Origin of the sequence: Flavobacterium circumlabens (assembly GCF_004345565.1) — a bacterium.
Lineage (GTDB): Bacteria > Bacteroidota > Bacteroidia > Flavobacteriales > Flavobacteriaceae > Flavobacterium > Flavobacterium circumlabens.
This window is the reverse complement of the sequence record NZ_SLWA01000001.1, coordinates 856605-880579: the sequence shown is the minus strand read 5'-3', so window position 1 is coordinate 880579 and position 23975 is coordinate 856605. Positions and strand designations below refer to the sequence as shown.

The following is a 23975-nucleotide window of genomic DNA, read 5'->3' as shown; positions in this document are numbered from 1 at the left end:
TCTTTTTGGCTTAAAATTTATGGTCATTTATTTCCTGAAAAGTCTATTTTTGTCACAATTAACACGTCAATTTTTATAGAATAAAACTACATGAAGAAAATATTTTATCTGGCATTTTTCTCGTTTCATTTTTTAACTGCTCAGGAAAAATCAAAAGTACTTTACCGGAATGAAGTAGTGTACTTAACCAATAAAAGCAAATTAGAGATTGAGTCTTTTATTGAAGAACAAAGAGAAATTGCCAAAAGTAAAAATGTCAGGGAATATTCTATCAACATACCGTATGACAATTTTAGTGAGATTTCGAATATAAAAGGAATGGCAATTAATCCTTTAACCAACAAAAAAAACAAATTATCACAATATGATATCAGTACGAATGAACTGAAAAGCAGGGATGTTTTTTACAGTGATAATAAATACAAGCATTTTGATTTTAGCTACGTCGTAGATAAATCAAGAATAGAATTTTCGTATAAAGTAAAGCAAAATGAACCACGACTCCTCTCCTATTTTGCTTTCCAGCAGGAACTTCAGACAGTTGCTTCTAAGTTTGAAATAAAATCCGATCCGTCAATTGAAGTTGGTTACAAACTGTTTGGAGAGAATCAGGATAAAATTGTTTTCGAAAAAACGAAAGAAGGCAATATAGATGTTTACACCTGGAAAGTAGCAGATATGCCCGCTTTTGAAGAAGAAAACAGAGCGCCAAACTACACTTATTTTTTACCGCATATTGTGTATTACATTAAAAGTTATACCAAAGAAAACAAAAAGGAAGAATTGCTTCCCGATGTTAAACATTTGTACAAATGGTATTATTCTTTGGTGAAAGATGTAAATAAACTGGATCAGGCTGCTTTAAAAAGCAAAACGTTAGAATTAATAAAAGACAAAACAAACCCTAAAGATCAAGCGAAAGAAATTTACAATTGGGTACAGCAAAACATTCATTACGTAGCATTTGAATACGAGATGGGCGGTTTTATTCCGCGTGACGCAGCGTCTGTTTTTGACAAAAAGTATGGTGATTGTAAGGACATTTCCAACTTATTGAATGAAATGTTTAAACATGCAGGCATAGAGTCCAATTTGGTTTGGATCGGCACAAGGGATAAACCCTATCGTTTTGAAGATGTTCCTACGCCGTTAGTAAGCAATCATATGATTGCGTCGGTAAAAATTGACAAACAACGATATTTTGTAGACGGAACAGATTCTTTTTGTCCTTTCGGTTTTCCGTCGTCCATGACGCAGGGAAAAGAGGGTCTTATCGGAATATCGGAAGATGAATTTGTTATTGAAAAAGTTCCTGTAGTTGATAAAAAAGACAATCGACTGAAAATGGAAATGAAGCTGAAAATAGCAGACAATGCTGTTTCGGGAACATCAAAATTGTTTTTGACCGGTTATGAGAAAAGTAATTTTCTGAATATTTTATCTGCGAATAAACCCGAGGAAGATGAAATTTTGAAAAACGGAATGGCAAGATATAATGAGAAACTGGAAATAGAAACCACTGAAGTAAAGAAAAACGAATACGAAAATAAAGACACAGAGCTTTCATACAGCCTTAAACTGGACGGATGGGTTAAGAAAATAGGAGATAAAATCATCATGAAGCCTATTTTATTGGCGCCTTTTAAAGAATATATAATTGATTTAAAAGAAAGAAAACTGCCGATAGAAAATGATATTGCGTTTCTAAATGAATTCACATATGTATATGAAATCCCGGAAAATTATCAACTGGAATTTGTGCCCGAAAACAGTAAAAAAGAAAACGAAAATTTAAGTTATGAGATCGCTTATAAAAAAGATAAAAAGAACCTGATCGTATCTCAAAAAATTGCCTTAAAAAAATTACGTATTGAAACCAGCGAGTTTGAAAGCTGGAACACGGTAATAAACGAACTGACCCAACAATACAACCAATCTATAATCTTATCCAAAAAATAATGAAAAAAATATTATTGATTTTACTCTTTTCCTTTTTTATAAAAGTGCAGGCGCAGGAAATAAAAAGTTACACGTGGGATGCCGTTCCCTCTTTTCAGAATATTCCCCAAGAATATAAAAAACTGCCGGCTATTGTTTTGTTTGACAAAAGATGGGTTCATACCAGAATTAACACCAATATGTATGGATTTGCAAAATTTAAAATGGAACATTTTGCCGTTAAAATAAACGAAGCATCAGAAATTAGCAAATACAATAAAGTTACAGCCGATGATAATACAGATATCCGTGACACAAAAGATTTCCATGCACGTGTAATCAAGCCCAATGGAGAAGTACGCGTTTTATCAGAAAGTCAGATTGTAAATTCAGATATAAAAAACGTAAAATCAACGGTTTTTGAAGGAGTGGAAAAAGGAGATATTTTAGAATATTATTTTATTGTAAAAGAAAATCCAACATCAAACGGTATCGAGATTTATCAGAAAGATGCTCCGGTCCTTCACGCCGAATTTACACTGACAGATTCAGGAACAGCTGCATCAAGAGTTTTTGCTTCTTCCGAATTCAAAGACAATCACATTAAGAACAAGGAATTTTTTACCGCCGATAATATAGCACCGCTGGTTAATGAAAAGAATTCAAAAAAGTTTAAAAACCTCGTTAAGGTACTTTATTTAATTACCGGAACGCCTCAGGCGATGAGAGATAAACAATGGGGTATCTTTTTTAAGGAATACATAAAATTTAAGCCTTATGCCTTTTCAAATAGTGAGGTTAAAAAACTTCTTGAAAAATTAGATTTAAAAAATAAAACGACAGACGAGAAATTAATAATCCTTGATGATTATATCAAATCACATTACGAGTCTTATTCACAAGGAGAATCTCTGAGACGCGATGTCAAGCTTCTGGATGGAAAAGGTAAACTGAGACATGATGATTTTATGTATTTGTATAAATATTCGTTGGAGACACTAAAAATACCCTACGAAATCATTGCCACTGAAGATCGGTTTATGGGAGAACTCGACGACGAAATGATGACATTTTATGAGTTTACCGATTTTAATTTTTACATCAGGGAAACCAATAAATATATTTTTCCAAATACAGGATACAGCCCGTACGGAAATCCGTCGTATGAGTTCCAGGATACTAAAGCAAAAGGATATGATGCGAAGAAAAAGGAAAATACGACTATTTTTATACCTGTAATTGCATCAGATTTTACAAAAAACGAAACAGAATCTATTGTAACTTTGAATGCTGATTTATCGAAAGTAACCATAGAAAAAAAGATTTCCAATACAGGTTATACAGCCGAATTAATAAGATATGCTTATAATGACGTAGCCAATAACGAAGAAAAAAAGGATCTTACCGATTTGGTTAAAAGTCTCGCAATGGATGATGTTGAGGTTAATTTACTGGAACATACAGCCGAGAATCTGGAGTTTAAAAATAATTTTACAAATACACCGTTTATTATTAACTCGAAATTAGAATCTGTAGAATCGTTTACTGAAAAAGCGGGTAATTTGCTTATGGTTAACCTCGGGAAAGTATTAGGAAGCCAGAATAATCTTTATCAGGAAAACACCAGAAAAACAGATGTCGATCTGAAATATGCGAGAGAGTTTCACAACAAGATAATCTTTAATATTCCTAAAGGATATCAGGTGGATCATTACGACGATTTAGTGATCGATAAAACAATGAAGTACGATGAAACTAAAAACTGTTCCTTTAAATCCACAGTAAAAATAGTTGACAATCAGGTCATCATTACAATAGATGAAAAATACAAAGCGATAAATTATCCAAAAGAAGTTTATCAGGAATACAGAAAAGTTTTTAATGCCTCAGCAGATTTTAATAAAGGAAGCATTGTGTTAAAGCCAATAAAGAAAAAATAAAATGACTAATATTCAATTCATTGCCAGAACTGTTCAGACAGCAGCGGTCAACATTCAAAATACGGTAAAATTATTAGAGGAAGACTGTACCATTCCGTTTATTTCCCGTTACCGAAAAGATACCACCGGAAATCTTGACGAAGTGCAGATCGAACAGATTGCCAAACTTCAGAAAGAGTATGAAACGATTGTAAAACGTAAAGAAGCCGTTCTGAAATCAATAGAAGAACAGAAAGCACTTACGCCTGAATTAAAACAAAAAATCGAACAAAGTTTTGATTTACAGGAAATCGAAGATTTTTATCTGCCCTATAAAAAGAAGAAAAAAACAAAGGCAGATGTTGCCCGCGAATTTGGTCTAGAACCATTGGCCAAAATTATAATGTCTGAAAATGATGTTGATATTGACTTTATTTCCACGCAATATATCAATGAAAATGTGATTAACGAAGAAGCGGCAATGCAAGGAGCCCGTGATATTGTTGCCGAATGGATTAACGAAAATATTTATGTTCGTAAACAATTGAGAAGATTGTTTCAGCGAAAAGCAACTATTGGAACCAAAGTCGTAAAAAAGAAAAGCGAAGAAGAAGGAGCGCAAAAATTCAGTCAGTATTTCGATTGGGAAGAATCGTTGACAAAAGCACCTTCACACCGATTATTAGCCATGCTTCGTGCAGAAAATGAAGGTTTTGTTAAGATGAAAGTAGATGTTGATATTGATGAAGCCTATGATATTATTGATGAAATAATCATTAAAAAACAAAACAGCACCACGGCACATTTGCAATTAGCAATTGAAGACAGTTACAAACGATTGCTGAATCCGGCGATTGGAAATGAAACGCTGCAGGAAGCCAAAGCCAAAGCCGATGCTAATTCGATTCAGGTTTTTGCGAACAATTTAGGACAGTTATTATTGGCACCGCCTTTGGGAGAAAAACGTATTCTGGCTATTGATCCAGGATTTAGAAGTGGCTGTAAAGTAGTTTGCCTGGACGAAAAAGGAGATCTGTTATACAACGAAACCATTTACCCGCATGCCCCTCAAAACGAGGAAGCGATGGCAATCAAGAAAATCCGTTCGATGGTCAATGCGTATCAGATTGATGCCATTTCTATCGGAAACGGAACGGCTTCCCGTGAAACCGAATTTTTCATCAAAAAAATCGCATTCGATAAACCACTGCAGGTTTTCATCGTTTCTGAGGCAGGAGCTTCGGTGTATTCGGCATCAAAAATTGCGCGTGAAGAATTTCCGAATTATGACGTTACGGTTCGTGGTTCGGTTTCGATTGGAAGAAGACTTTCAGATCCTTTGGCCGAATTGGTAAAAATTGACCCAAAAGCCATTGGAGTAGGACAGTACCAGCATGATGTTGATCAGACCAAACTAAAAGAAGAATTAGATAACACCGTAATTCGCTGCGTGAACTCGGTGGGAATTAATATTAACACAGCAAGTAAACATTTACTAAGTTATGTGAGTGGAATAGGAGAGAAACTGGCCGAAAACATTGTACAGTACCGTTCTGAAAATGGCCCTTTCGAGGACAGGAAACAATTGAAAAAAGTTCCCCGCTTAGGTGATAAGGCTTATCAGCAGGGCGCGGCTTTTATTCGAATTTCGAACGCAAAGAATCCGTTAGACAATTCTGCCGTGCATCCTGAAGCATATCCCGTGGTAGAGAAAATGGCAAAAGATTTAAAACTTTCGGTAAACGATCTCATCGCCAACAAAGAGAAAACAGCCCTGATTAAGCCCGAAAACTATATTACACCTGAAATTGGTCTGTTAACCTTAAAAGACATCATAAAAGAGCTTGAAAAGCCCGGACTGGACCCAAGAAAGTCCGCAAAGGTTTTTGAATTTGATGCGAATGTAAAATCGATCAAGGATCTGAGAACCGGAATGATTTTACCCGGAATCGTGAACAACATTACCAATTTTGGCTGTTTTGTTGATATCGGAATCAAAGAAAGCGGATTGGTTCACATTTCACAGCTAAAAGCCGGCTTTGTGAGTGACGTAAATGAAGTGGTTAAATTACACCAGCACGTTGATGTAAAGGTTACTGAAGTTGATGAAGACAGAAAGAGAATTCAGTTGACGATGGTTTTGTAGAAAATCCTAAATTTTTGAAATTCCAAATTCAAAATAACAGAATAGATTAAATAGAAAATCCCAAATTACCAATCGTAATTTGGGATTTCTATTTTTATGAATTTAGAGAACTAAATTTTTATAAATTTTTGAGAGGTTTCTCCATTTTGTGTTTCAATTTTAATTAAATACATACCAGAAGTAAATGAACTTACATCTATAGAGTTATTTACATTTTCTTTTGAATAAATTAATTTTCCACGTAAATCATAAACTTTGACAGCGTAATTATTTTCGTTTAAAGAATTTATATTTAAGATGTTGTTTGCCGGATTTGGCCATAGAGAAAATTGTTTATTTTCTTTAATGAATTCTTCATTCGATAAGTTATATGTATTTCCTTTTATGCCAATTAAATGAGCAGAACGATGATCTTCTTTATAAGTGGTAAAATTTCCTCCTAGCAGAAGTTCTCCATTAACTTGCTGAAGTATAGAATTTACACTGTAATTAAATCCTGTTCCAATAGCAAAGGAATTATCTTTGGTACCGTCAGAATTTAAACAGACAAAATTATTTTGATTATTACCCTGATAGGAAGAAAAAAAGCCTCCCAGAAGTATTTTTCCATCAGGTTGAATTGATGCAGTAATAACTTTACTAGGGGTTTTGGAATCACTATAATTAAAACCACTTGCAACATCAAAGGAATTATCTCTGGTCCCATCATTATTTAAACGAACTAAATTTCTTTGCGAGATTCCCTGATAAGTAGTGAATTCACCGCCTACAATTATTTTTCCATCACTTTGTAAGGCTAGGGATAAAATTTGAGCATCAAATCCCGTTCCTATGTTAAAAGAATTATCTACGCTTCCATCTGAATTTAAACGAATTAAATATTTATTTTTGATTCCATTGTAAGCGAAAAAGTCTCCACCGGCAAGTATTTTTCCATCTGGTTGCAAAACGACAGATTTTATACCAACTGTATAAAGGTCGACTCTAAAATTTGTTGCAAAAGATTTATCATAGGAACCATCTGTATTCAAACGCATTAAATAATAATTTGAATCTGTATCTCCATAACTGCGGCCTAAAATTATTTTACCGTCAGGCTGTACTACAATACTATTGACAGTATTATAAGTACTTGCACCACCAAATCTAGGGGGTAACTTAAAAGAACTATCTGCGCTTCCGTCTGAATTTAAACGAGTTAAATACCAAAAACCTTCTATTCCCTGATATTCAGAAAATTTCCCACCTACAAGAATTTTTCCATCAGCTTGTACCGCTATTGTGGTAACAATATTATTAAATCCGGTGCCAATATTAAAAGATGAATCTTTACTACCATCCGGATTTAATCGAACTAAATATTTTTGAGCAATTCCATTATAGGATGTAAATTCTCCTCCTAAAAGAATTTTCCCATCAGCTTGTTTCGTTATAGCATATATATTGTGATTGAATCCGATTTTTATTCCAAAATCTGTGTTTCGATTACCATCCGGATTCAGGCAAGTAAAACTATTTTGAGTAAATGCATTATAGCTGGTATAAAGACCACCTACAAGAATATTTTTATTTTCTTGTATTATGATCGAATATACTGTACATCCATAAACAATATTGGGAAGTTTTTCAGAAACAAAGCTTTCGCCAACATTAAAAGAATTGTCAATAGTTAGGTTAGAATTAAAACGACGAATTTTTTTTGAAAAATCGCCACCGACCAATATTTTACCATCATTTTGAATTGCTATAGTAAATACGGTGCCATCAAATCCAGAAGCTGTGTTTAAGCTGCCACTAGATACAGTTCCTTTATTATCCAGACGAACTAAACGATTGTAGGTATTTCTTTTGTAGGTGGTAAAGCTTCCACCAACAACTATTTTTCCATCTGTTTGTGCTGCTATTGAAAGGACACTTCCGTTAAATCCTTCTCCTGTAACAAATGAAGAGTCATAATTTCCATCAGCATCTAATCGAATGATCTTATTTGAAGTAATATCTTTATATTTAGAAAAACCTCCACCCAGAATTATTTTACCATCATTTTGCAAAAAAATTGCACTAACTCCGACATTAAATCCTGTTTCAATATTAAAGGATGTGTCATTGGTTCCATCACTATTTAATCGAATTATTTTTCTCTGACTTTTATCCTGGTAAGAATTAAAATTACCGCCGACAAGAATTTTACCATCTGTCTGAATAGCTATCGAATTGACAATATTATCAAATCCAGTTCCGATATCAAAAGAATTATCTTTACTTCCATCGATATTTAAACGGATTAAGCGATTGCAGTCAAATCCTTGATAAGAAGTAAATGCACCTCCTATAATTATTTTTCCATCGCTTTGAAGTGCTATACACTGAATACTATTATTAAGTCCTGTTCCTATTTCAAATAATTTATCCTTACTTCCGTCTGCATTTAAACGAATCAAATAATTTTGTTTAAGGCCTAAATAAGTTAAAAAGTGTCCCGCAACAAGTATTTTTCCATCTGGTTGGATAATACTAGTATAAACAGTACCTCCTGTATTAAAGGCAGGACTTACACCAAATGGTTGTGTTATATCACCAATAGTTTGTGAAAAAGATATTAAAGACGGTAAAAAGAGAATTAAAAAAAGTAGAGTTTTTTTCATAAAAATAAATTTCAACAAATATATAAAGATTCCCTAACAAATATTGTGAAGTGGAATATTATAAAAAATCCCAAATTACCAATCGTAATTTGGGATTTCTATTTTTATAAATTACTTTAAAATAACCTTTTTTGTAATGCTTTTATTTCCGTCTGTTATTTTGATCAAATACAAACCGGAGGAATAACTGGCTAAATTTATCTCCGTGTTTTCTGAAGTTGTTTTCAGCTCTGAAATAATTTTTCCTTGTGGAGAAATTACCGATATTGTTGATTTTTCGGGCGCGAAAACCGTAAATCGATCGGCACTTGGATTCGGATATAAAGTAACCGTTGCTTTTTCTAATTCGAAATCACTGTTAGCCAAAGTAGCATTTTGAGGCAAATAGAAATTACCCGTTAACAGGAACATATAGAGCGTTTTCAATGTTTGATTAAAATAACTCTTAGGCTCGTTTAACCCATTTAAGTCGTTGTAGGAAGCATCTAAATGTGCCTGATTTTCTCCCGCCATTGCAGCGCAGGCAAAAGCGCCGACAAACGTTGCATTATGCCATTGTCCGTTCAAAGTTCCGTCCTGATTATAGCCATCTTTTATATTGGCAGAACCTCCAAGATTTACCCGCACAAAATCGGATGATTTTTTGGCATAGGTTTTTGCGTCTGCATTTCCATACCAGAGATAATCAACCGCAATACGCCAGGGCGTTCTGGCAGCATCATAGTTATAGGTTTTACCGGCATTTTTATACCCGCCTGCATCTGGCGAATAAGCTCCTGAACCCTGACACCAATCAGAAACTAAACCACCAGCGGCATTGTTTTGAGTTAAATTATTGTTGATAACCGTGTATGATTTTGCTGCAACGGCATTCCAAAAAGTGCTGTCATTCGTAAAATTCCCAAAAGCCCTGTAATAGGCAGGGGAGAAATAAGAAGGATTTGTGATCTGGCTTCCGCCGAACTGATCGCCAGGTTTTAGCACAAAAGTATTAGCTTCAACTTCATGAGTTTTAATAACGGCAATTAGCGTTTTGGCATCATTTTTATAATTAATCGTTCCGGTACTTGCCCATTGGAAATCAGCTACAATAAGAGCAAAAGCGGCATCCAGTTCGGCATCGGTCGCACCGTTGGGACCATTAATTCCGGAACAGCCGTTGATTTTCCAATTCATCACACCATTAGAATTAACGTTGTCTTTATAATAAAGCCAAAGACCATCAAACAGTGTTTTGTCGGCTGCATAAACAGAAAGCAGCATTCCGTATCCAATACCTTCGGAGACCGTTTCAGAAGGATTGTCAAATTTTATTCTGTATCGCCCATTAGAGCAGGCTTCTACAAAATTGGTTTTCCAGATGGTGTAATTGTTTAAAGCGTCCTGGCTATTTTTAGACGAAGCCATAATACCATTGTTGAATACAACATTGGCAGGAAAAGATTGCTTTTGTGAATGACTTTTGAGACACAAGAAAGCAATACTAATCAGAAGTAGATTTTTCATAATTATTATTGATTAAATTTGGGACTCTAAAAGTAAGAATTTTTAGGCATAAAAAAAATCCCAAGCTACAATTGTAACTTGGGATATGTAATAAGAAATAACTCCTTATTTTGCTTCTTCCTCTTTTTTGACAGCATTTGCGGTCTGATCGTCTTTAGCAGCGTTCTTAAATTCCTTAATACCGCTTCCTAAACCTTTCATTAATTCCGGAATTTTTTTACCTCCAAAAAGTAATAATATGATACCAACTATTACGAGGATTTCTGTAAGACCTAATCTTCCCATGATTGTATATTTAATGCCTAAGCAAATTGTTTTCTAATTGTAACGCAAATGTATATAGAATATACGAAGAAGAAGAGTATTTGGATCAAAATATTTGTTTTTAATAGCGTTAAATATTCTTTAAAATTATAATTTAAGAACATTCCCTTAATTTTGATACGCACCAAGACAGTGATTAATTCTTATATTTGCTCGTGTAAACAACCTAAAATGGCTAAAAAGAAATTTAATTTCAGGAAAAAATTATTCATCAAAAACCGATTGGTAATTTTGAATGAAGACACTTTTGAAGAGATTTTTTCGTTCAAACTGACGTTAATGAACGTCTTTGTTGTTTTTTCACTTGGAGGAATATTTTTAATTTTAATCACTACTTTCATCATTGCTTTTACCTCTTTACGAGAATTTATCCCCGGCTATTCTTCTTCTGGACTGAAGAAAAATGCAACCGAACTGGCTATAAAATCGGATTCACTGGAAAGGGCTTTAAAGAAAAATGAACTCTATATAAAAGGAATCCAAAAAGTTTTAAGAGGAGAGCTGGAATATGCGAAGTTTAATAAAGATTCTATTCTATCCGAAACAGAAGAAACTCCTGATCTTGATATGAAAGCTTCTGAAGAAGAAATCAAACTTAGAGAAGAAGTGGCAAAAGTGGAGAAGGAGTCGGGAGAAAAAGGCCAAAATAAAAACAAAAGTGACAAAAAATAAGATTCAGAAAAATGTCAATTAAATCAGTAGCGGCAAAATTATTTGCAACCAAAATATACTACCAAACCCAAGCCTGGGCCAATAAGCCGGTTGAAACCCAGCTTGCCGTATTTAAAAGTTTGATCAGTGGCGCAAAAGACACTGTTTTTGGTACAGATCATCATTTTGATACAATAAAAACGTTTCAGGATTTTAGAAAACAGGTTCCTGTAAGAGATTATGAAGACCTGAAACCTTATATAGACAAGGTGAGAATGGGCGAAAAAGATATTCTATGGAAAGGCAAACCACTTTATTTTGCGAAAACTTCCGGAACCACTTCGGGGGCAAAATATATTCCGCTGACCAAAGAGTCAATGCCGTATCATATTGAAGCTTCGAGAAATGCGATTTTGCATTATATACATGAAACCGGAAATGCCGATTTTGTTGACGGAAAAATGATTTTCCTGCAGGGAAGCCCAATTTTAACTGAAAAATACGGAATTAAATTTGGAAGATTATCCGGAATAGCAGCGCATTTTGTTCCGAAATACCTGCAAAAAAACCGAATGCCGTCTTTAGAAACCAATTGTATTGAAGATTGGGATACGAAAGTCAATGCCATCGTTGAGGAAACAATCGAGCAGAATATGACCATTATTTCGGGAATTCCTTCGTGGGTACAAATGTATTTTGAGCGTTTGCAGGAAAAAAGCGGGGGAAAAAAAATAGGGGAGCTATTCAAAAATTTTAACTTGTTCATTTACGGAGGAGTTAATTATGAGCCTTATCGCGCGAAGTTCGAAAGCATGATTGGCAGAAAAGTAGACAGTATTGAGTTGTTTCCGGCTTCGGAAGGATTTTTTGCCTATCAGGATTCTCAAAAATCAAAAGGAATGCTTTTGTTATTGAATTCCGGAATTTTTTATGAGTTCATAAAAGCAGATGAATTCTTTACAGAAAACCCAAACAGGCTTACAATTGGAGAAGTTGAGGTTGGCGTAAATTATGCCTTAATAATATCAACAAATGCCGGGCTCTGGGGATATAATATTGGTGATACTGTTCAGTTTACGTCGTTATTTCCACATCGGGTAATTGTTTCGGGGCGAATCAAACACTATATTTCCGCTTTTGGCGAGCATGTTATTGCAAGTGAAGTAGAAAATGCGATGAAAGAAGCAACACAGGGAACCACGATTGTAATTAACGAATTTACCGTAGCACCTCAGATTACGCCATCGGTCGGATTGCCTTACCACGAATGGTTGGTAGAATTTGAAAAAGAACCTGAAGACATGGACGTTTTTGCGGAAGCGATAGACACCGCCATGCGAAAACAGAATATTTATTATGACGATTTAATAACAGGGAATGTGTTGCGAAAAGTAGTTGTTACCAAAGTTTCCAAATATGGTTTTCAGGAATACATGAAATCACAGGGAAAATTAGGCGGACAAAATAAAATTCCGAGATTGTCGAATAATAGGGATATTGCAGATAATTTGAAATAGAAAAACAACTTACATTTGTAAGTTCGAAAATAAAAATACATGAAAGAAACCAAACATATATCAAGATCAAGAGCACAGGAATCATCTGCGGCGATAGAAAAAATGTACATCACTATGCGCCATTTATTCAACCGTGGTTTTTACAAACCAATGGGAGTTTCGGGCGATAGTTTACGTGAATCTTTATTGGCATTGCGTCCTGAGATTTATGGAAACATTGGAGAAGAAAAAGTAGAACTGAATGGACTTCTGTATGTTATAGAGCGCCTTCCGATTGGAATTGAGCAATGTCGATTTATTAATCTGACGTCAGACGAAGGATATTCCAAATCACATTTTCAGGCAATCGTTCCTCCGAAAAGACGACGAAATTGTTACCGAATAGATGAGGAACAAATGAATGTTGAAATCACCAGAGGACGATCAGACATTTACGATATTTTGACACATTTGACTTTTATCTTCATCGAATCCCACAAAATAAAAAACAGGGTTTTATTAGACGACGGAGGTGAAGTTTCCCGTGACTGGATGAAGCTGGAGCAGGCAGTTATGCAAACCAAGAAATTGTCTTTGATAGAAAAAGAAAAAGCAATTTCTCACGTTGCGAATATTTTGGCAAGAACCTTCGAAGAAGTTTTAGACATTTATGACACTTTTGGGTCTGATGATGCACCGGATCGTTTCCTGCATGTAATTTACTGGTTAGGAAAATTAGCGATCGAGGAAGTAATTGATAACAATAAACGTACGATTACTTTTAGTCCGGTTTTGAGAGAACGCTTAGGACACCATATTCATGGAGAAATCTGGGCGACAAACATCAAGGAAGTTTTAAAAGCGAACAGTCTTTTAAAAAGACCGATTCATGTGATCAGTGCCAATATGCATAGTGTGATGAATTCTATTTTTGCAACTCCGTTGCTAAAAACAAAATTCAAAGAGAAATCCGATTTTTTCATTTATGAGGAATTAAGTAAGTCAGGCGCAAAAGAAACCAGAAATCTGGTAGAAGAACTTGCCCTGAAAAACGGAATGATTTCTTTACCGGATACATCAGGGACAAATATTGACGTTCAGATTTTTGATACCGCTAAAATTGACTGGGCAAAAACAGCTTTTCCCAAAGCAAAATTAGACGAACAAAAACCGGTTATTATTGTAATGGATTATGCTTTTGGAGAGCAGGCGTATGAAACCATTGATGAACTGTTGAAGCCGTATAAAAAAGATACTTTACTGGAAGTAAAATCGGTCTCGATAATGGGTAAAGCCGGAATTTTAGAAGGAGGAAAAGGAGATATCATGATCCCGACAGCTCATATAAATGAAGGAACAGCCGATAATTATTTCTTCGAAAATGAATTGACAGGAGCTATGTTTGAAGGAAATGATATCGCGGTTTTTGAGGGCGCTATGGTTACCGTTTTAGGAACATCATTACAAAATAGGGATTTATTAAAATTCTTTCACGAATCGACCTGGGGTGTAATTGGCCTTGAAATGGAAGGTTCGTATTATCAGAAGGCCATACAGTCAGCATCAAAAATCAGAAAAAGTGTGCCGCATGACGTGAAGGTTCGATACGCCTATTATGCATCAGATAATCCATTGGAAACAGGAAGTACGCTGGCTTCCGGGGGATTAGGTACAACAGGTGTAAAACCAACGTACTTGATTACCATTAAAATTTTAGAACAAATATTCAACCTCAAATAGCCCTAATAAATGAGTACAAAAGTACCCCAAAATCAAGAAGATCAGGAAATTGATTTAGCACAGATTTCTAAAAAAATCGGCAGCTTTTTTGAATCGGTTAATGCTTCTATTTTTAATGGAATCCAGTTTTTTGTCCGAAACTGGATTATTGTTTTAATTTTAATAGTGGCCGGGTTTGCTATAGGGTTATATTTCGACGCTAAAAAAGCGTATAGTAATGAAATCATCGTAACGCCAAATTTCGGAAGTGTTGATTATTTATATTCGAAAATTGATTTATTAGAATCAAAAATTATATCCGGGGATACTGTTTTTCTTAAAGAAATTGTAGGTATTAAAGAGCCTAAAAATCTGAATGAAATTAAAATAAAACCAATTACGGACGTCTATAATTTTGTTAAGAATAAACCAGAAAATTTCGAACTACTCAAGTTATTAGCGGAAGATGGAGATGTCAACAAAGTTATTGAAGAAAGTACAACAAGTAAAAACTATCCTTTTCAAAAAATAATTATTTATACGAAGAAAAAAGCATCTGAAGAAAAACTTATAGAACCATTGTTCGCTTATTTGAATAAATCGGATTATTTCAAAAAAATTCAAAAACAGGTTTGTACGAATACAAATTCAAAAATTAGACAAAACGACTCTATAATTAAGCAGATCGATGGTGTTTTGAGTAATTTCTCAAGCGCAACTAAATATTCGAACAGAAGTGATAAGTTATTGTATAACAACGAGAATACACAGCTAAACGATATAATAAAAACGAAAGACCTGCTATTGAGTGAGCAGGGAACTCATAAAATTGAATTAATTGGATTTGATAAAATTATTAAAGAAAGCAGTGTAACGATGAACATTGAAGCACCTAAATTTATTAATGGAAATTTAAAACTTTTATTACCGCTGGTATTTATTTTCGTATTTGTACTTTTGACTGTTTTTAATTCTTTTTATAAAAGACAGAAACTTAAAATTTCTCCAACACTTTAAATTATTTATAAACTATAAGGAGTTGAAAAACAGATAATTATTTAATAAAAGAAGCAATAGTTGTTTCTGAAGTATAATAACAATGAATTATATAAACATTTTTATAATTTAATATTAAAAAAAATATATTTTTGCCAAAAAAATTACAAATGAAAACAAAATTAATTCTTTTAAATTTATTAGTTATAGTTTCTTTAATATCCTGTAAAAACAAAGAGGAAGAGAAACCTGTAGAAGAAGTTAAAGCAAATACATTTGATGTAATTGTAGATTTAGACATCAAAAAAGATGATGAATTAATTCTTTTTTATAAAGACCCTTCCATTTCTTTTTTTGATGATAAAAACACCGTTTATTACGGAGTAAAAGGAAAAGATGAACCGCAAACGATAACATTTAGTGTTCCTGAGGGAATTTTACCAAATGATATTCGTTTTGATATCAGTTCTAAAAAAGATCAGGAGCCTGTTAAAATCAATTCTGTAACATTAAGTTTTGAAGGAAGAACTTTTAAAATAGAGCAAAAAGATTTATCCAAATATTTCACACCAAACGAATTTATAAAGTTTGATGACGCATCAGGGACAGCAACATTTGTTAAGGAAGGGGAAAACTATGATCCTTATTTCTTAACTAAGCCCGCAATTTATCCTGAACTGGAAAAAGTCAGAGGTGCTAAAATGTAAATTCTTCCTAATAAATTATTAAGGCTATTTCATCTGATCATAGCCTTTTTTTATAACCTAAATTAAAATTTTGAAGCTAAAACTTTTTGATATATTTCGACAATATAAAAAACACAAAATTTTAGCTTCAAATTTTGTTTATCTCTCCGTACTGCAAGGTCTCAATTTAATTCTGCCATTAATTACACTTCCTTATCTAATAAGAGTCCTCGGAGTTGAATATTTTGGTTTATTATCTTTTTCATTTGCCTTTATTACTTATTTTCAAATTATTACCGACTACGGCTTTAATGCTACAGGCACAAGAGATGTTTCAATGGTAATGGATAATGTGGAAAAGCAAAATGAAATTTTCAACCAGATTATGTCAACCAAATTGCTTTTGGTAGTATTGAGTTTTATCCTGATGACAGGAATTGTTTTTGCTTTTGAAATTTTCAGAACCTATTGGATGGTCTATTTATTTTCATTTGGATCTATTCTTGGTCAGGCGATTTTTCCGGTGTGGTATTTTCAGGGAATTCAAAAAATGAAATATATTACGTATCTGAATTTAGTAACGAAGATCATTTTTACAATTGCGCTTTTTATTTTTATAAAACACAAATCCGATTATTATCTTGTTCCTGTTTTTAATGCATTAGGTTTTATTTCTGCAGGAATTTTTTCTTTATTTTATCTCCGGAAAGATTTCAATATCAGGTTTCGGGTTCAATCATTTAAAAAAATCAAGGAACAATTAAATAAGGGTAAATATGTTTTTTTATCAGAATTAAAAATCTCTTTATTTACCAATACCAATACTTTAATTTTGGGAATTATTGCAGGAAATCATGCGGTAGGATTTTTTTCAGCAGCAGAAAAACTGGCGAGGGCAATAGGAAATTTGCAGACACCAATTTCAAATACACTTTTTCCATACCTCTCCAAAGAGATGAGTCTGGATAAATATAGTACGATTCAAAAAATAAAAAAAATCACGATGTATGGTGCTTTTATATTTTCTGTCATTATTGTGATATGCTTTTGTTTTGCAGAACAAATTATAAAAATAATCTACGGAGCTGAAATGGTTTCGGCTGTAATTCTCTTTAAAATTTTAATACTTATACCATTGCTTTCCTTTTTAGACTCCATGTACGGAAAACAAATCCTTTTAAATTTGGGAAAAGATAATTTATATTTCCGGGTTATATTGTACGCTACAATTCTAAATTTGGGTATTAATTTATTGCTTACTTATTATTATAAAGAGTTAGGAACAGCTATTACACTCATTATCACTCAGGTTTTAATTGCTTTAGGGATGTGGTATTTTGCAAAAAGAGAGATTGATATGATAGCTCAAAAAGGGGGAAAGAATGAATTCAATTAAAGTCAGTATAATCATTCCCGTTTATAATGGGGAAGCGTTTTTGCAGGATTGTATAAAATCGCTCATAAATCAGACGTTAATTGCATGCGAATTTATTTTTGTTAATGATGGATCTACAGACAATAGTATTGGCATTATTCAGGGATACCAAAAAAAGGACAGTAGAATTATAGTAATCAGCCAAATTAATAAAGGGATCAGCGAGGCAAGAAATACTGGAATTGCAGTTGCTAAAGGAGAATATATCGGCTTTTTAGACAATGATGATTTTGTAAAAGACGATATGTTTGAACATTTGTATGAAACTGCTCAACATGATAATTTAGACATTGTAGTTTCTAAAACTATTTTAGGAAGAGATGGTAAATATATTATTAAAGATCCGGTTTTTGATGTAGGTATTCTTTACGCACAGCCCTTTATTCAAGCTGAAATAATTCCTAATCTATTGAAGACAGAGGATTTATTTGCAGTTTGGAATAAAATTTATAAAAGAAGTTTTGTTGATTTGAATAACATACATTTTCCTAAAAACAGAGTAATTGAAGAAGATAATATGTTTAATATACAAGCTTTCAATAAAGCTGAAAAAATAGTATTTATTGATTACGCGGGGTATTATTATCGGGAAGTTGCTACCAGTAAATCCAGATTAACGATAGAAAACGATTATTTTTCTAAAGCGCTTGAAAAATATTATTTCGATTATAAAAAAGAATATAATCTTACCCTTCCGGATAGCGAAATAGAGGAATTAAAAGCGGTACGATTTATTCAGAGAGTCTTTTATCTGTTATATAAGTGTGCTGTAACTAAAACTTCGTTGAAGATAAAATATAATTATATAAAGCGAATGGTATTTCATGCGAAAGTTTACGAAATAGCAAAAAAATACAATCAGGAAGTAATTGCTGATAAAGGAATATATGAGAGAATAGTTTTAAAGGTAATTACTAAAAAATCTTCGATTCTGCTGTTTTTTTTAATACTGATGATTCAAATAGGGTATCATCCCGTTATTTCTGAAACGATTAGAAAATTAAATAAATTAACCAAAAACAATTAAGTGCTTCAAAAAATTTATACAGTTTTATTTTTTTTAGGTTTGTTCTTCTTTCCTTTTAATGAATACGAGGGTATTTCTGCCCTGGGTGAATTTAAAAGCGAATCCGGAGCGCTCTTTTTATTTGGTGGATTTTTATTTTTAGTGGCAGATACCTTTTATTCTAAAAAAATTATGATCCCTTATAAAAACATACTTTTTCAGTGTGTAATATTGTTTTTGGCTTGGTGCATCATAACATTTATAGTAAACCTGGATACAATTACTACTAATTATTTTAAACACACCACCGGAATAAACAGATTTATAAGACAGTATTTTGCACTAATTACTTCAAGTTTCATATTCCTGATTTTATACATAAATGTTTTAGCAAAAATGGAAGTAAAGGAAATGCTTTTCAAGATCAGAAAAGTTTTTTTATACTCTTTAATTATTGCTTCCGTATATGGTTTTCTCGAAACTTTGGTAATTGTTTTTGGGTTTAGAATCTTTTATCCGGTCTTAAATCTGTTTGATTATTTTCCTTTTTCAGAAGTACATCTTCATCCTGAAGGAAGGATTTCTTCTGTTTCTTACGAGCCTCCCTTTCTTGCCATTTACTTAATAAGTATTGCCGGCTGGATGTTTAGCTATATTTTGACAAACAAAAAACCAACCAAATTTTTACCGGCCATTGCAGTATTACTCCTGACGTACTTTTCGGGATCAAGAACAGGATTAATTGTAATATTTTTTCAGTTGCTGATTTTTGCAATTTTTTTATACAAAGACATTCGATTTAAGACCTATATAAAAAAAGCATTGATTGGTTTTGCTGTAATTTTTGCTGTTCTGTTAGCTTTTAATGGAGAAAAAGTAATGAAGTCCGTTGCAACTAAAATGGAATCATTAGATTTTAAAAATAATTTGACTAAAAGCATTTCTAACCAGTCAAGATTTGGAATCCAATATGCGTCGATACAGGTTTTTAAGGAAAACCCAATCGCAGGAGTTGGATTTGGGCAGCAAGCCTATCATAACAGAACCCATTATCCGGGTTGGGCAACAAAAAACAATTACGAGTTTAAATTGTATTACAAAAACAAGAAAGAAAAAACTTTTCCTCCGGGATATAATTTATATACAAGATTATTGGCAGAAACAGGATTATTAGGCTTTCTTTTGTTTATTATGTTGCTATATTTTTCTTTAAGAGAAACGATAAGCATAATGAAAAGTACTCAGAATGAAGAAAAAACATTAACCGTAATTATTCTAATTACACTGATAGGATTATACATAAACTGGCTTCAGATTGATACATTTCGAATGTATGTTGTCTGGCTAAGTATTGCTATTTTAATTCAATTAAGATATAAACTAAAAGCATTGAAAAATGAACAATAGTGCTGTCCTTCTAATCCCATATTTTAATAATTCTGAAGGATTACTTCGATCATTGCGTTCTATTGATCCAGACGAGGAAATTGATGTCATAATTGTTGATGACGGAAGTGTTACAGATAAATTTGATGAAGCTGTTGTCCGGTCTAATTTTAAAGCAAGAGGAATTATACTATTCGAATATTTGAAAAGTAATAAAGGAATTGAAACAGCTTTAAATTCAGGATTAAAAATTAGTATTGAAAAAAAATATAAATACATCGCAAGATTAGATTGCGGAGATAGCTGTCTTGGAAAGAGATTCGCTGTTCAAAAAGCATTTCTGGAAGAAAATCCGGAGGTAAAAATTGTAGGATCAAATGTGTTGGCTGTCGACACAAATGGTCATTTTCTATATTCGATCAATTTACCACTGGAAGACAGGAATATAAAAAAGAAAATGTATTTGAATTCGATGCTGATTCATCCTGCCGTGATGTTTTGTTCTGAAATTTTAGATAGCGTCAGTTTATATCCTTTAGACCATAAATTCGCAGAAGATTATGCTTTTTTCTTTACTATTTCCCGGAAATACAAAATGGCAAATATGGAAGAATATCTTACACAAATTGAAATCAATGCCAACGGAATTTCATTAAAAAAAAGGAAACAGCAGGTTAAAAGCAGAATTACAATTATAAAAAAACATTTCTATTTTGGTTTCTATCCAATTTACGGATTGCTTAGAAATTATGTACTCTTGTTTCTTCCTTATAATTTGATTTTGTCTATAAAAAAAATTAGAAAATGAAGAATGTAATTAAACAGAATGCTTTCGACTATCTTATTTATATATTGATTTTGACGCTTTTTTTTTCAAAAGCGCTGCCCAATATCCTATTGGTACTTTTATCACTTTTATATCTTAAGGATCTCAACCTAAAAGAATATAAAAAGACATTTTCTGCCGGAACTGTTTTATTTTTATTACTGTTATATCTATTTATCAAATCTCTTTTTTATGGTACTATCGTCTACGATTTGAAAGTTTACAAGGGTATGCTGTTGCTTTTTTGGTTTTCACTTATACTACGTAAAATTACAGATATTGAAAGGTTTAAACTTTTCATCCTTTTGGGAATAAACGCCTGCATCGTGAGCTCCTTGTTTTTAATCGGGATGTTTTTTTATAAAAACCATACATTACCATTTGCAAATACCGCTGAGGTTAATAATTTATTACTTCTGGAGCGCCCCTATATTGGTTTTGTTGCCGTTTTAGGATTTTTATTGTCAGTAGAAAAAGCAGTTGTGAGCATAAAACAAAAATGGATTTACATACTAAACGCCATAGTACTACTGCTGTTTATTATATTAATTTCTGCCAGAATTTCCATTATTACAATATTTTGCATTGCTGTTGTTTATTTTCTTTTTTACTACAAAGTTCAATGGTATAAGAAAATACTATTTACAGCGTCGATCATCGTTTTATTTGGAATTATTGTGGTGACGAACAAAAACATATCCGAAAGATTTTTTATCAAAAACAATATAGAAGAATCTTTAAAAGTAGCATCAGATTATGAACCAAGAATTGTGATTTGGAATTGTGCCAATAATATGACATTAAAAAAGGATTTTCTTTTATTATCCGGATTCAGTGGATACGAGACCATCACAAATAATTTCCTGGATTGTTATACCACAACAATAGAAAACCAATCGAAAAAAGAATATTTTCTTTCTGAGAAATTTAACTCCCACAATCAGTTTATAGATTTTTATCTAATTGGTGGTCTTTTGGGGCTGCTACTGTTTATAAGCTTTTTTATAAAATTGTTTTACGAGGCAAAATCAAACTTTTTTGCAATTGCAATCGCAATATCATTTTTATTATTCTTTTTTGTAGAAAACATATTTTATAGACAGTTTGGATGTTATTTGTTCGCGATATTTATTCTAAATTTGGTTCCCCAAAAGAAAGTTAGTAATGAATAAAATTAAGGTTGCCCATATTCTTCATTCCGTAGGTGGTGTTGATGTTTCATTACGACAAATACTCCAAAATCTTGACCCTTCACATTTTGAATGTTTTGTGATTCATGGGGATACGGACATAAAAGAACAATTCAGAGATAAAAACTCAAAAAGCATTATCGATTATAAGCTTCCAATATACAGATCAATATCATTAAAAAATGATTATCTCGCCATTGTAAGAGCTTTAAGGATAATTAGAAAAGAGAAACCGGATCTTATACATTCCCATAGTACAAAAGGAGGAGTGATCGGAAGAGTTGTTGGATTTTTAACAGGAATAAAAGTACTCCATACTCCGCAGGCATTTTCTTATTTGAGCGCAAACAGTAAATTAAAAAGATCTGTTTTTCTAACGGTAGAAAAAATACTTTCAAAAGGAAATTCAGTTTTACTGGCCTCTTCTGAGTCAGAATTAAACAGAGCTACACAAGATGTTGGCTTTCCGGTAGCAAAAACACTGCTTTTTAATAATGCAATTGAACCAATTAAAAATATATCAGAACTTTCGATACCAAAAACATGGCCGGACGAGTATCTTTGCACGGTTGGCAGACCCTGTTATCAGAAAAATATAGAGGAGTTAATTCGTATTTTATATGAAATTAACAAAACGCAAAAAATGCATCTGGTATTATTGGGAGTCGGACACCATGCAGATCAGTTAGAAGAAGTTCAGGAATTAATTTCTAAACTAGATTTAATAGAGAACGTAACACTTTTAAACTGGACTTCACGTGAAGATGTTTTAAATATAATTAGTAAATCAAAATTATATTTGTCTGCAGCGAGATATGAAGGATTACCTTATGCTATAATTGAAAGTTTAGCTTTGTCAATACCTGGTGTGGTTTCTGACTGCGATGGAAACAAAGACTTGATTAAAGATGATTTTAACGGCTATACCGTAAAAGATAATAACACAATTAACTTTTGTGAAAAAATAATTACGTTGCTAAATGATGAAAATGCATACCATGAGTTTTCAAAAAATGCAAAAAAAACATTTGAGATGAATCATAATATTTTAGAAAAAATAAATGATTTGGAATTTATTTATAGAGAGCAAATAAAGAGATAATGAAAAGAATACTTATTACCGGAGCAGCAGGATTTTTGGGATCGCATTTGTGTGACCGATTCATCAAGGAGGGTTACTATGTTATTGGGATGGATAATCTGATTACCGGAGATCTTAAAAATATTGAGCATTTATTCAAATTAGAAAACTTCGAATTTTACCATCATGATATTACAAAATTTGTACATGTCCCTGGTGACTTAGATTATATATTGCATTTTGCTTCACCGGCGAGTCCTATTGATTATCTGAAGATACCAATTCAGACTTTAAAAGTCGGATCATTGGGAACACATAATTTATTAGGTTTGGCACGTGTTAAAAATGCCAGAATCCTGATAGCATCTACCTCTGAAGTTTACGGAGATCCGTTGGTTCATCCTCAGACAGAAGAATATTACGGAAATGTAAATACAATTGGACCACGTGGTGTTTATGACGAAGCAAAACGCTTTCAGGAATCGATTACGATGGCCTATCATACTTTTCACGGAGTAGAAACCAGGATCGTTCGTATTTTTAATACGTACGGACCAAGAATGCGATTAAACGACGGCCGTGTTATTCCGGCATTTATCGGTCAGGCGCTACGCGGTGAAGATTTGACTATTTTTGGTGACGGAATGCAAACACGTTCCTTTTGTTATGTTGATGATCAGGTAGAAGGTATTTTCAGATTGTTGCATTCCGATTATGTATATCCCGTAAATATTGGAAATCCGGACGAGATTACGATTAAAGATTTTGCCGAAGAAATTATAAAACTGACAGGAACCAATCAGAAAGTAGTGTATCATCCCTTACCGGTAAACGATCCTTTACAGCGTCAGCCGGATACTACAAAAGCAAAAGAATTATTAGGCTGGGAAGCCAAAGTAAATCGTTCTGAAGGAATGAAAATCACTTACGATTACTTCAGATCACTTTCCAAAGAAGAACTTTCCAAAGAAGAACATAAAGATTTTTCAAGTTATATAAAATAATACTCTTAATACAGCGTGGAT

General features: G+C 33.0%; 18 protein-coding genes. 15 read left to right on the top strand and 3 right to left on the bottom strand.

Annotated elements, in window-relative coordinates:
• Positions 1–90 precede the first annotated feature (90 nt).
• The 3 genes from EV142_RS03745 to EV142_RS03735 are packed head-to-tail and all read left to right on the top strand — an operon-like array spanning position 91 to position 6003.
• Positions 91–1959 carry a DUF3857 domain-containing protein gene (locus tag EV142_RS03745; RefSeq protein WP_132032838.1) on the top strand — a complete coding sequence of 623 codons (1869 nt, stop codon included), beginning with the start codon at positions 91–93 and terminating at the stop codon, positions 1957–1959.
• Positions 1959–3878, top strand: a complete 1920-nt coding sequence (locus EV142_RS03740) for a DUF3857 domain-containing protein (RefSeq protein WP_132032836.1) — start codon at positions 1959–1961, stop codon at positions 3876–3878. The genes EV142_RS03745 and EV142_RS03740 overlap by 1 nt, the downstream gene beginning before the upstream one ends.
• Position 3879: 1 nt before the next feature.
• Positions 3880–6003, top strand: coding sequence for a Tex family protein (locus tag EV142_RS03735; RefSeq protein WP_132032834.1), 2124 nt, complete (start codon positions 3880–3882; stop codon positions 6001–6003).
• 110 nt (positions 6004–6113) lie between these two features.
• Here the strand turns inward: EV142_RS03735 and EV142_RS03730 are convergent, their stop codons facing one another.
• The 3 genes from EV142_RS03730 to EV142_RS03720 form a co-directional block, all read right to left on the bottom strand.
• Complete coding sequence (locus EV142_RS03730; RefSeq protein ID WP_132032832.1) at positions 6114–8648, bottom strand: T9SS type A sorting domain-containing protein; 2535 nt, start codon at positions 8646–8648, stop codon at positions 6114–6116.
• Positions 8649–8759: 111 nt separating this feature from the next.
• Positions 8760–10154 carry a glycosyl hydrolase family 8 gene (locus tag EV142_RS03725; RefSeq protein ID WP_132032830.1) on the bottom strand — a complete coding sequence of 465 codons (1395 nt, stop codon included), beginning with the start codon at positions 10152–10154 and terminating at the stop codon, positions 8760–8762.
• A gap of 105 nt (positions 10155–10259) precedes the next feature.
• Positions 10260–10439 carry a Sec-independent protein translocase subunit TatA/TatB gene (locus EV142_RS03720; RefSeq protein WP_132032828.1) on the bottom strand — a complete coding sequence of 60 codons (180 nt, stop codon included), beginning with the start codon at positions 10437–10439 and terminating at the stop codon, positions 10260–10262.
• A 210-nt stretch (positions 10440–10649) separates the two neighbouring features.
• Between EV142_RS03720 and EV142_RS03715 the strand changes: the two genes are divergently transcribed.
• The 12 genes from EV142_RS03715 to EV142_RS03660 all read left to right on the top strand — a co-directional run bounded on the left by EV142_RS03715 (position 10650) and on the right by EV142_RS03660 (position 23954).
• On the top strand, positions 10650–11150 hold the full coding sequence (locus EV142_RS03715) for a peptidase (RefSeq protein WP_132032826.1): 501 nt from the start codon (positions 10650–10652) through the stop codon (positions 11148–11150).
• An 11-nt stretch (positions 11151–11161) separates the two neighbouring features.
• Positions 11162–12646: a GH3 auxin-responsive promoter family protein gene (locus tag EV142_RS03710; RefSeq protein WP_132032824.1), complete on the top strand. Its 1485-nt coding sequence runs from the start codon at positions 11162–11164 to the stop codon at positions 12644–12646.
• 39 nt (positions 12647–12685) lie between these two features.
• Complete coding sequence (locus EV142_RS03705) at positions 12686–14365, top strand: DUF6909 family protein (RefSeq protein WP_132032822.1); 1680 nt, start codon at positions 12686–12688, stop codon at positions 14363–14365.
• Between the two features lie 9 nt (positions 14366–14374).
• Positions 14375–15361 carry a hypothetical protein gene (locus EV142_RS03700; protein ID WP_132032820.1) on the top strand — a complete coding sequence of 329 codons (987 nt, stop codon included), beginning with the start codon at positions 14375–14377 and terminating at the stop codon, positions 15359–15361.
• Between the two features lie 149 nt (positions 15362–15510).
• Positions 15511–16047: a hypothetical protein gene (locus EV142_RS03695; protein ID WP_132032818.1), complete on the top strand. Its 537-nt coding sequence runs from the start codon at positions 15511–15513 to the stop codon at positions 16045–16047.
• Between the two features lie 70 nt (positions 16048–16117).
• Positions 16118–17422, top strand: a complete 1305-nt coding sequence (locus tag EV142_RS03690) for a flippase (RefSeq protein ID WP_132032816.1) — start codon at positions 16118–16120, stop codon at positions 17420–17422.
• Positions 17409–18488: a glycosyltransferase gene (locus EV142_RS03685; RefSeq protein ID WP_132032814.1), complete on the top strand. Its 1080-nt coding sequence runs from the start codon at positions 17409–17411 to the stop codon at positions 18486–18488. Before EV142_RS03690 ends, EV142_RS03685 begins: the two co-directional genes overlap by 14 nt.
• Positions 18489–19874: an O-antigen ligase family protein gene (locus EV142_RS03680; RefSeq protein ID WP_132032812.1), complete on the top strand. Its 1386-nt coding sequence runs from the start codon at positions 18489–18491 to the stop codon at positions 19872–19874. It abuts the gene before it with no gap.
• On the top strand, positions 19864–20661 hold the full coding sequence (locus tag EV142_RS03675; RefSeq protein ID WP_132032810.1) for a glycosyltransferase: 798 nt from the start codon (positions 19864–19866) through the stop codon (positions 20659–20661). The genes EV142_RS03680 and EV142_RS03675 overlap by 11 nt, the downstream gene beginning before the upstream one ends.
• Positions 20658–21851: an O-antigen ligase family protein gene (locus tag EV142_RS03670; RefSeq protein WP_132032808.1), complete on the top strand. Its 1194-nt coding sequence runs from the start codon at positions 20658–20660 to the stop codon at positions 21849–21851. Before EV142_RS03675 ends, EV142_RS03670 begins: the two co-directional genes overlap by 4 nt.
• A complete protein-coding gene (locus tag EV142_RS03665) occupies positions 21844–22971 on the top strand; it encodes a glycosyltransferase (RefSeq protein ID WP_132032806.1) in 1128 nt (375 codons plus the stop codon). The genes EV142_RS03670 and EV142_RS03665 overlap by 8 nt, the downstream gene beginning before the upstream one ends.
• Positions 22971–23954 carry a UDP-glucuronic acid decarboxylase family protein gene (locus tag EV142_RS03660; RefSeq protein WP_132032804.1) on the top strand — a complete coding sequence of 328 codons (984 nt, stop codon included), beginning with the start codon at positions 22971–22973 and terminating at the stop codon, positions 23952–23954. The genes EV142_RS03665 and EV142_RS03660 overlap by 1 nt, the downstream gene beginning before the upstream one ends.
• The last annotated feature ends 21 nt before the right edge of the window (positions 23955–23975 follow it).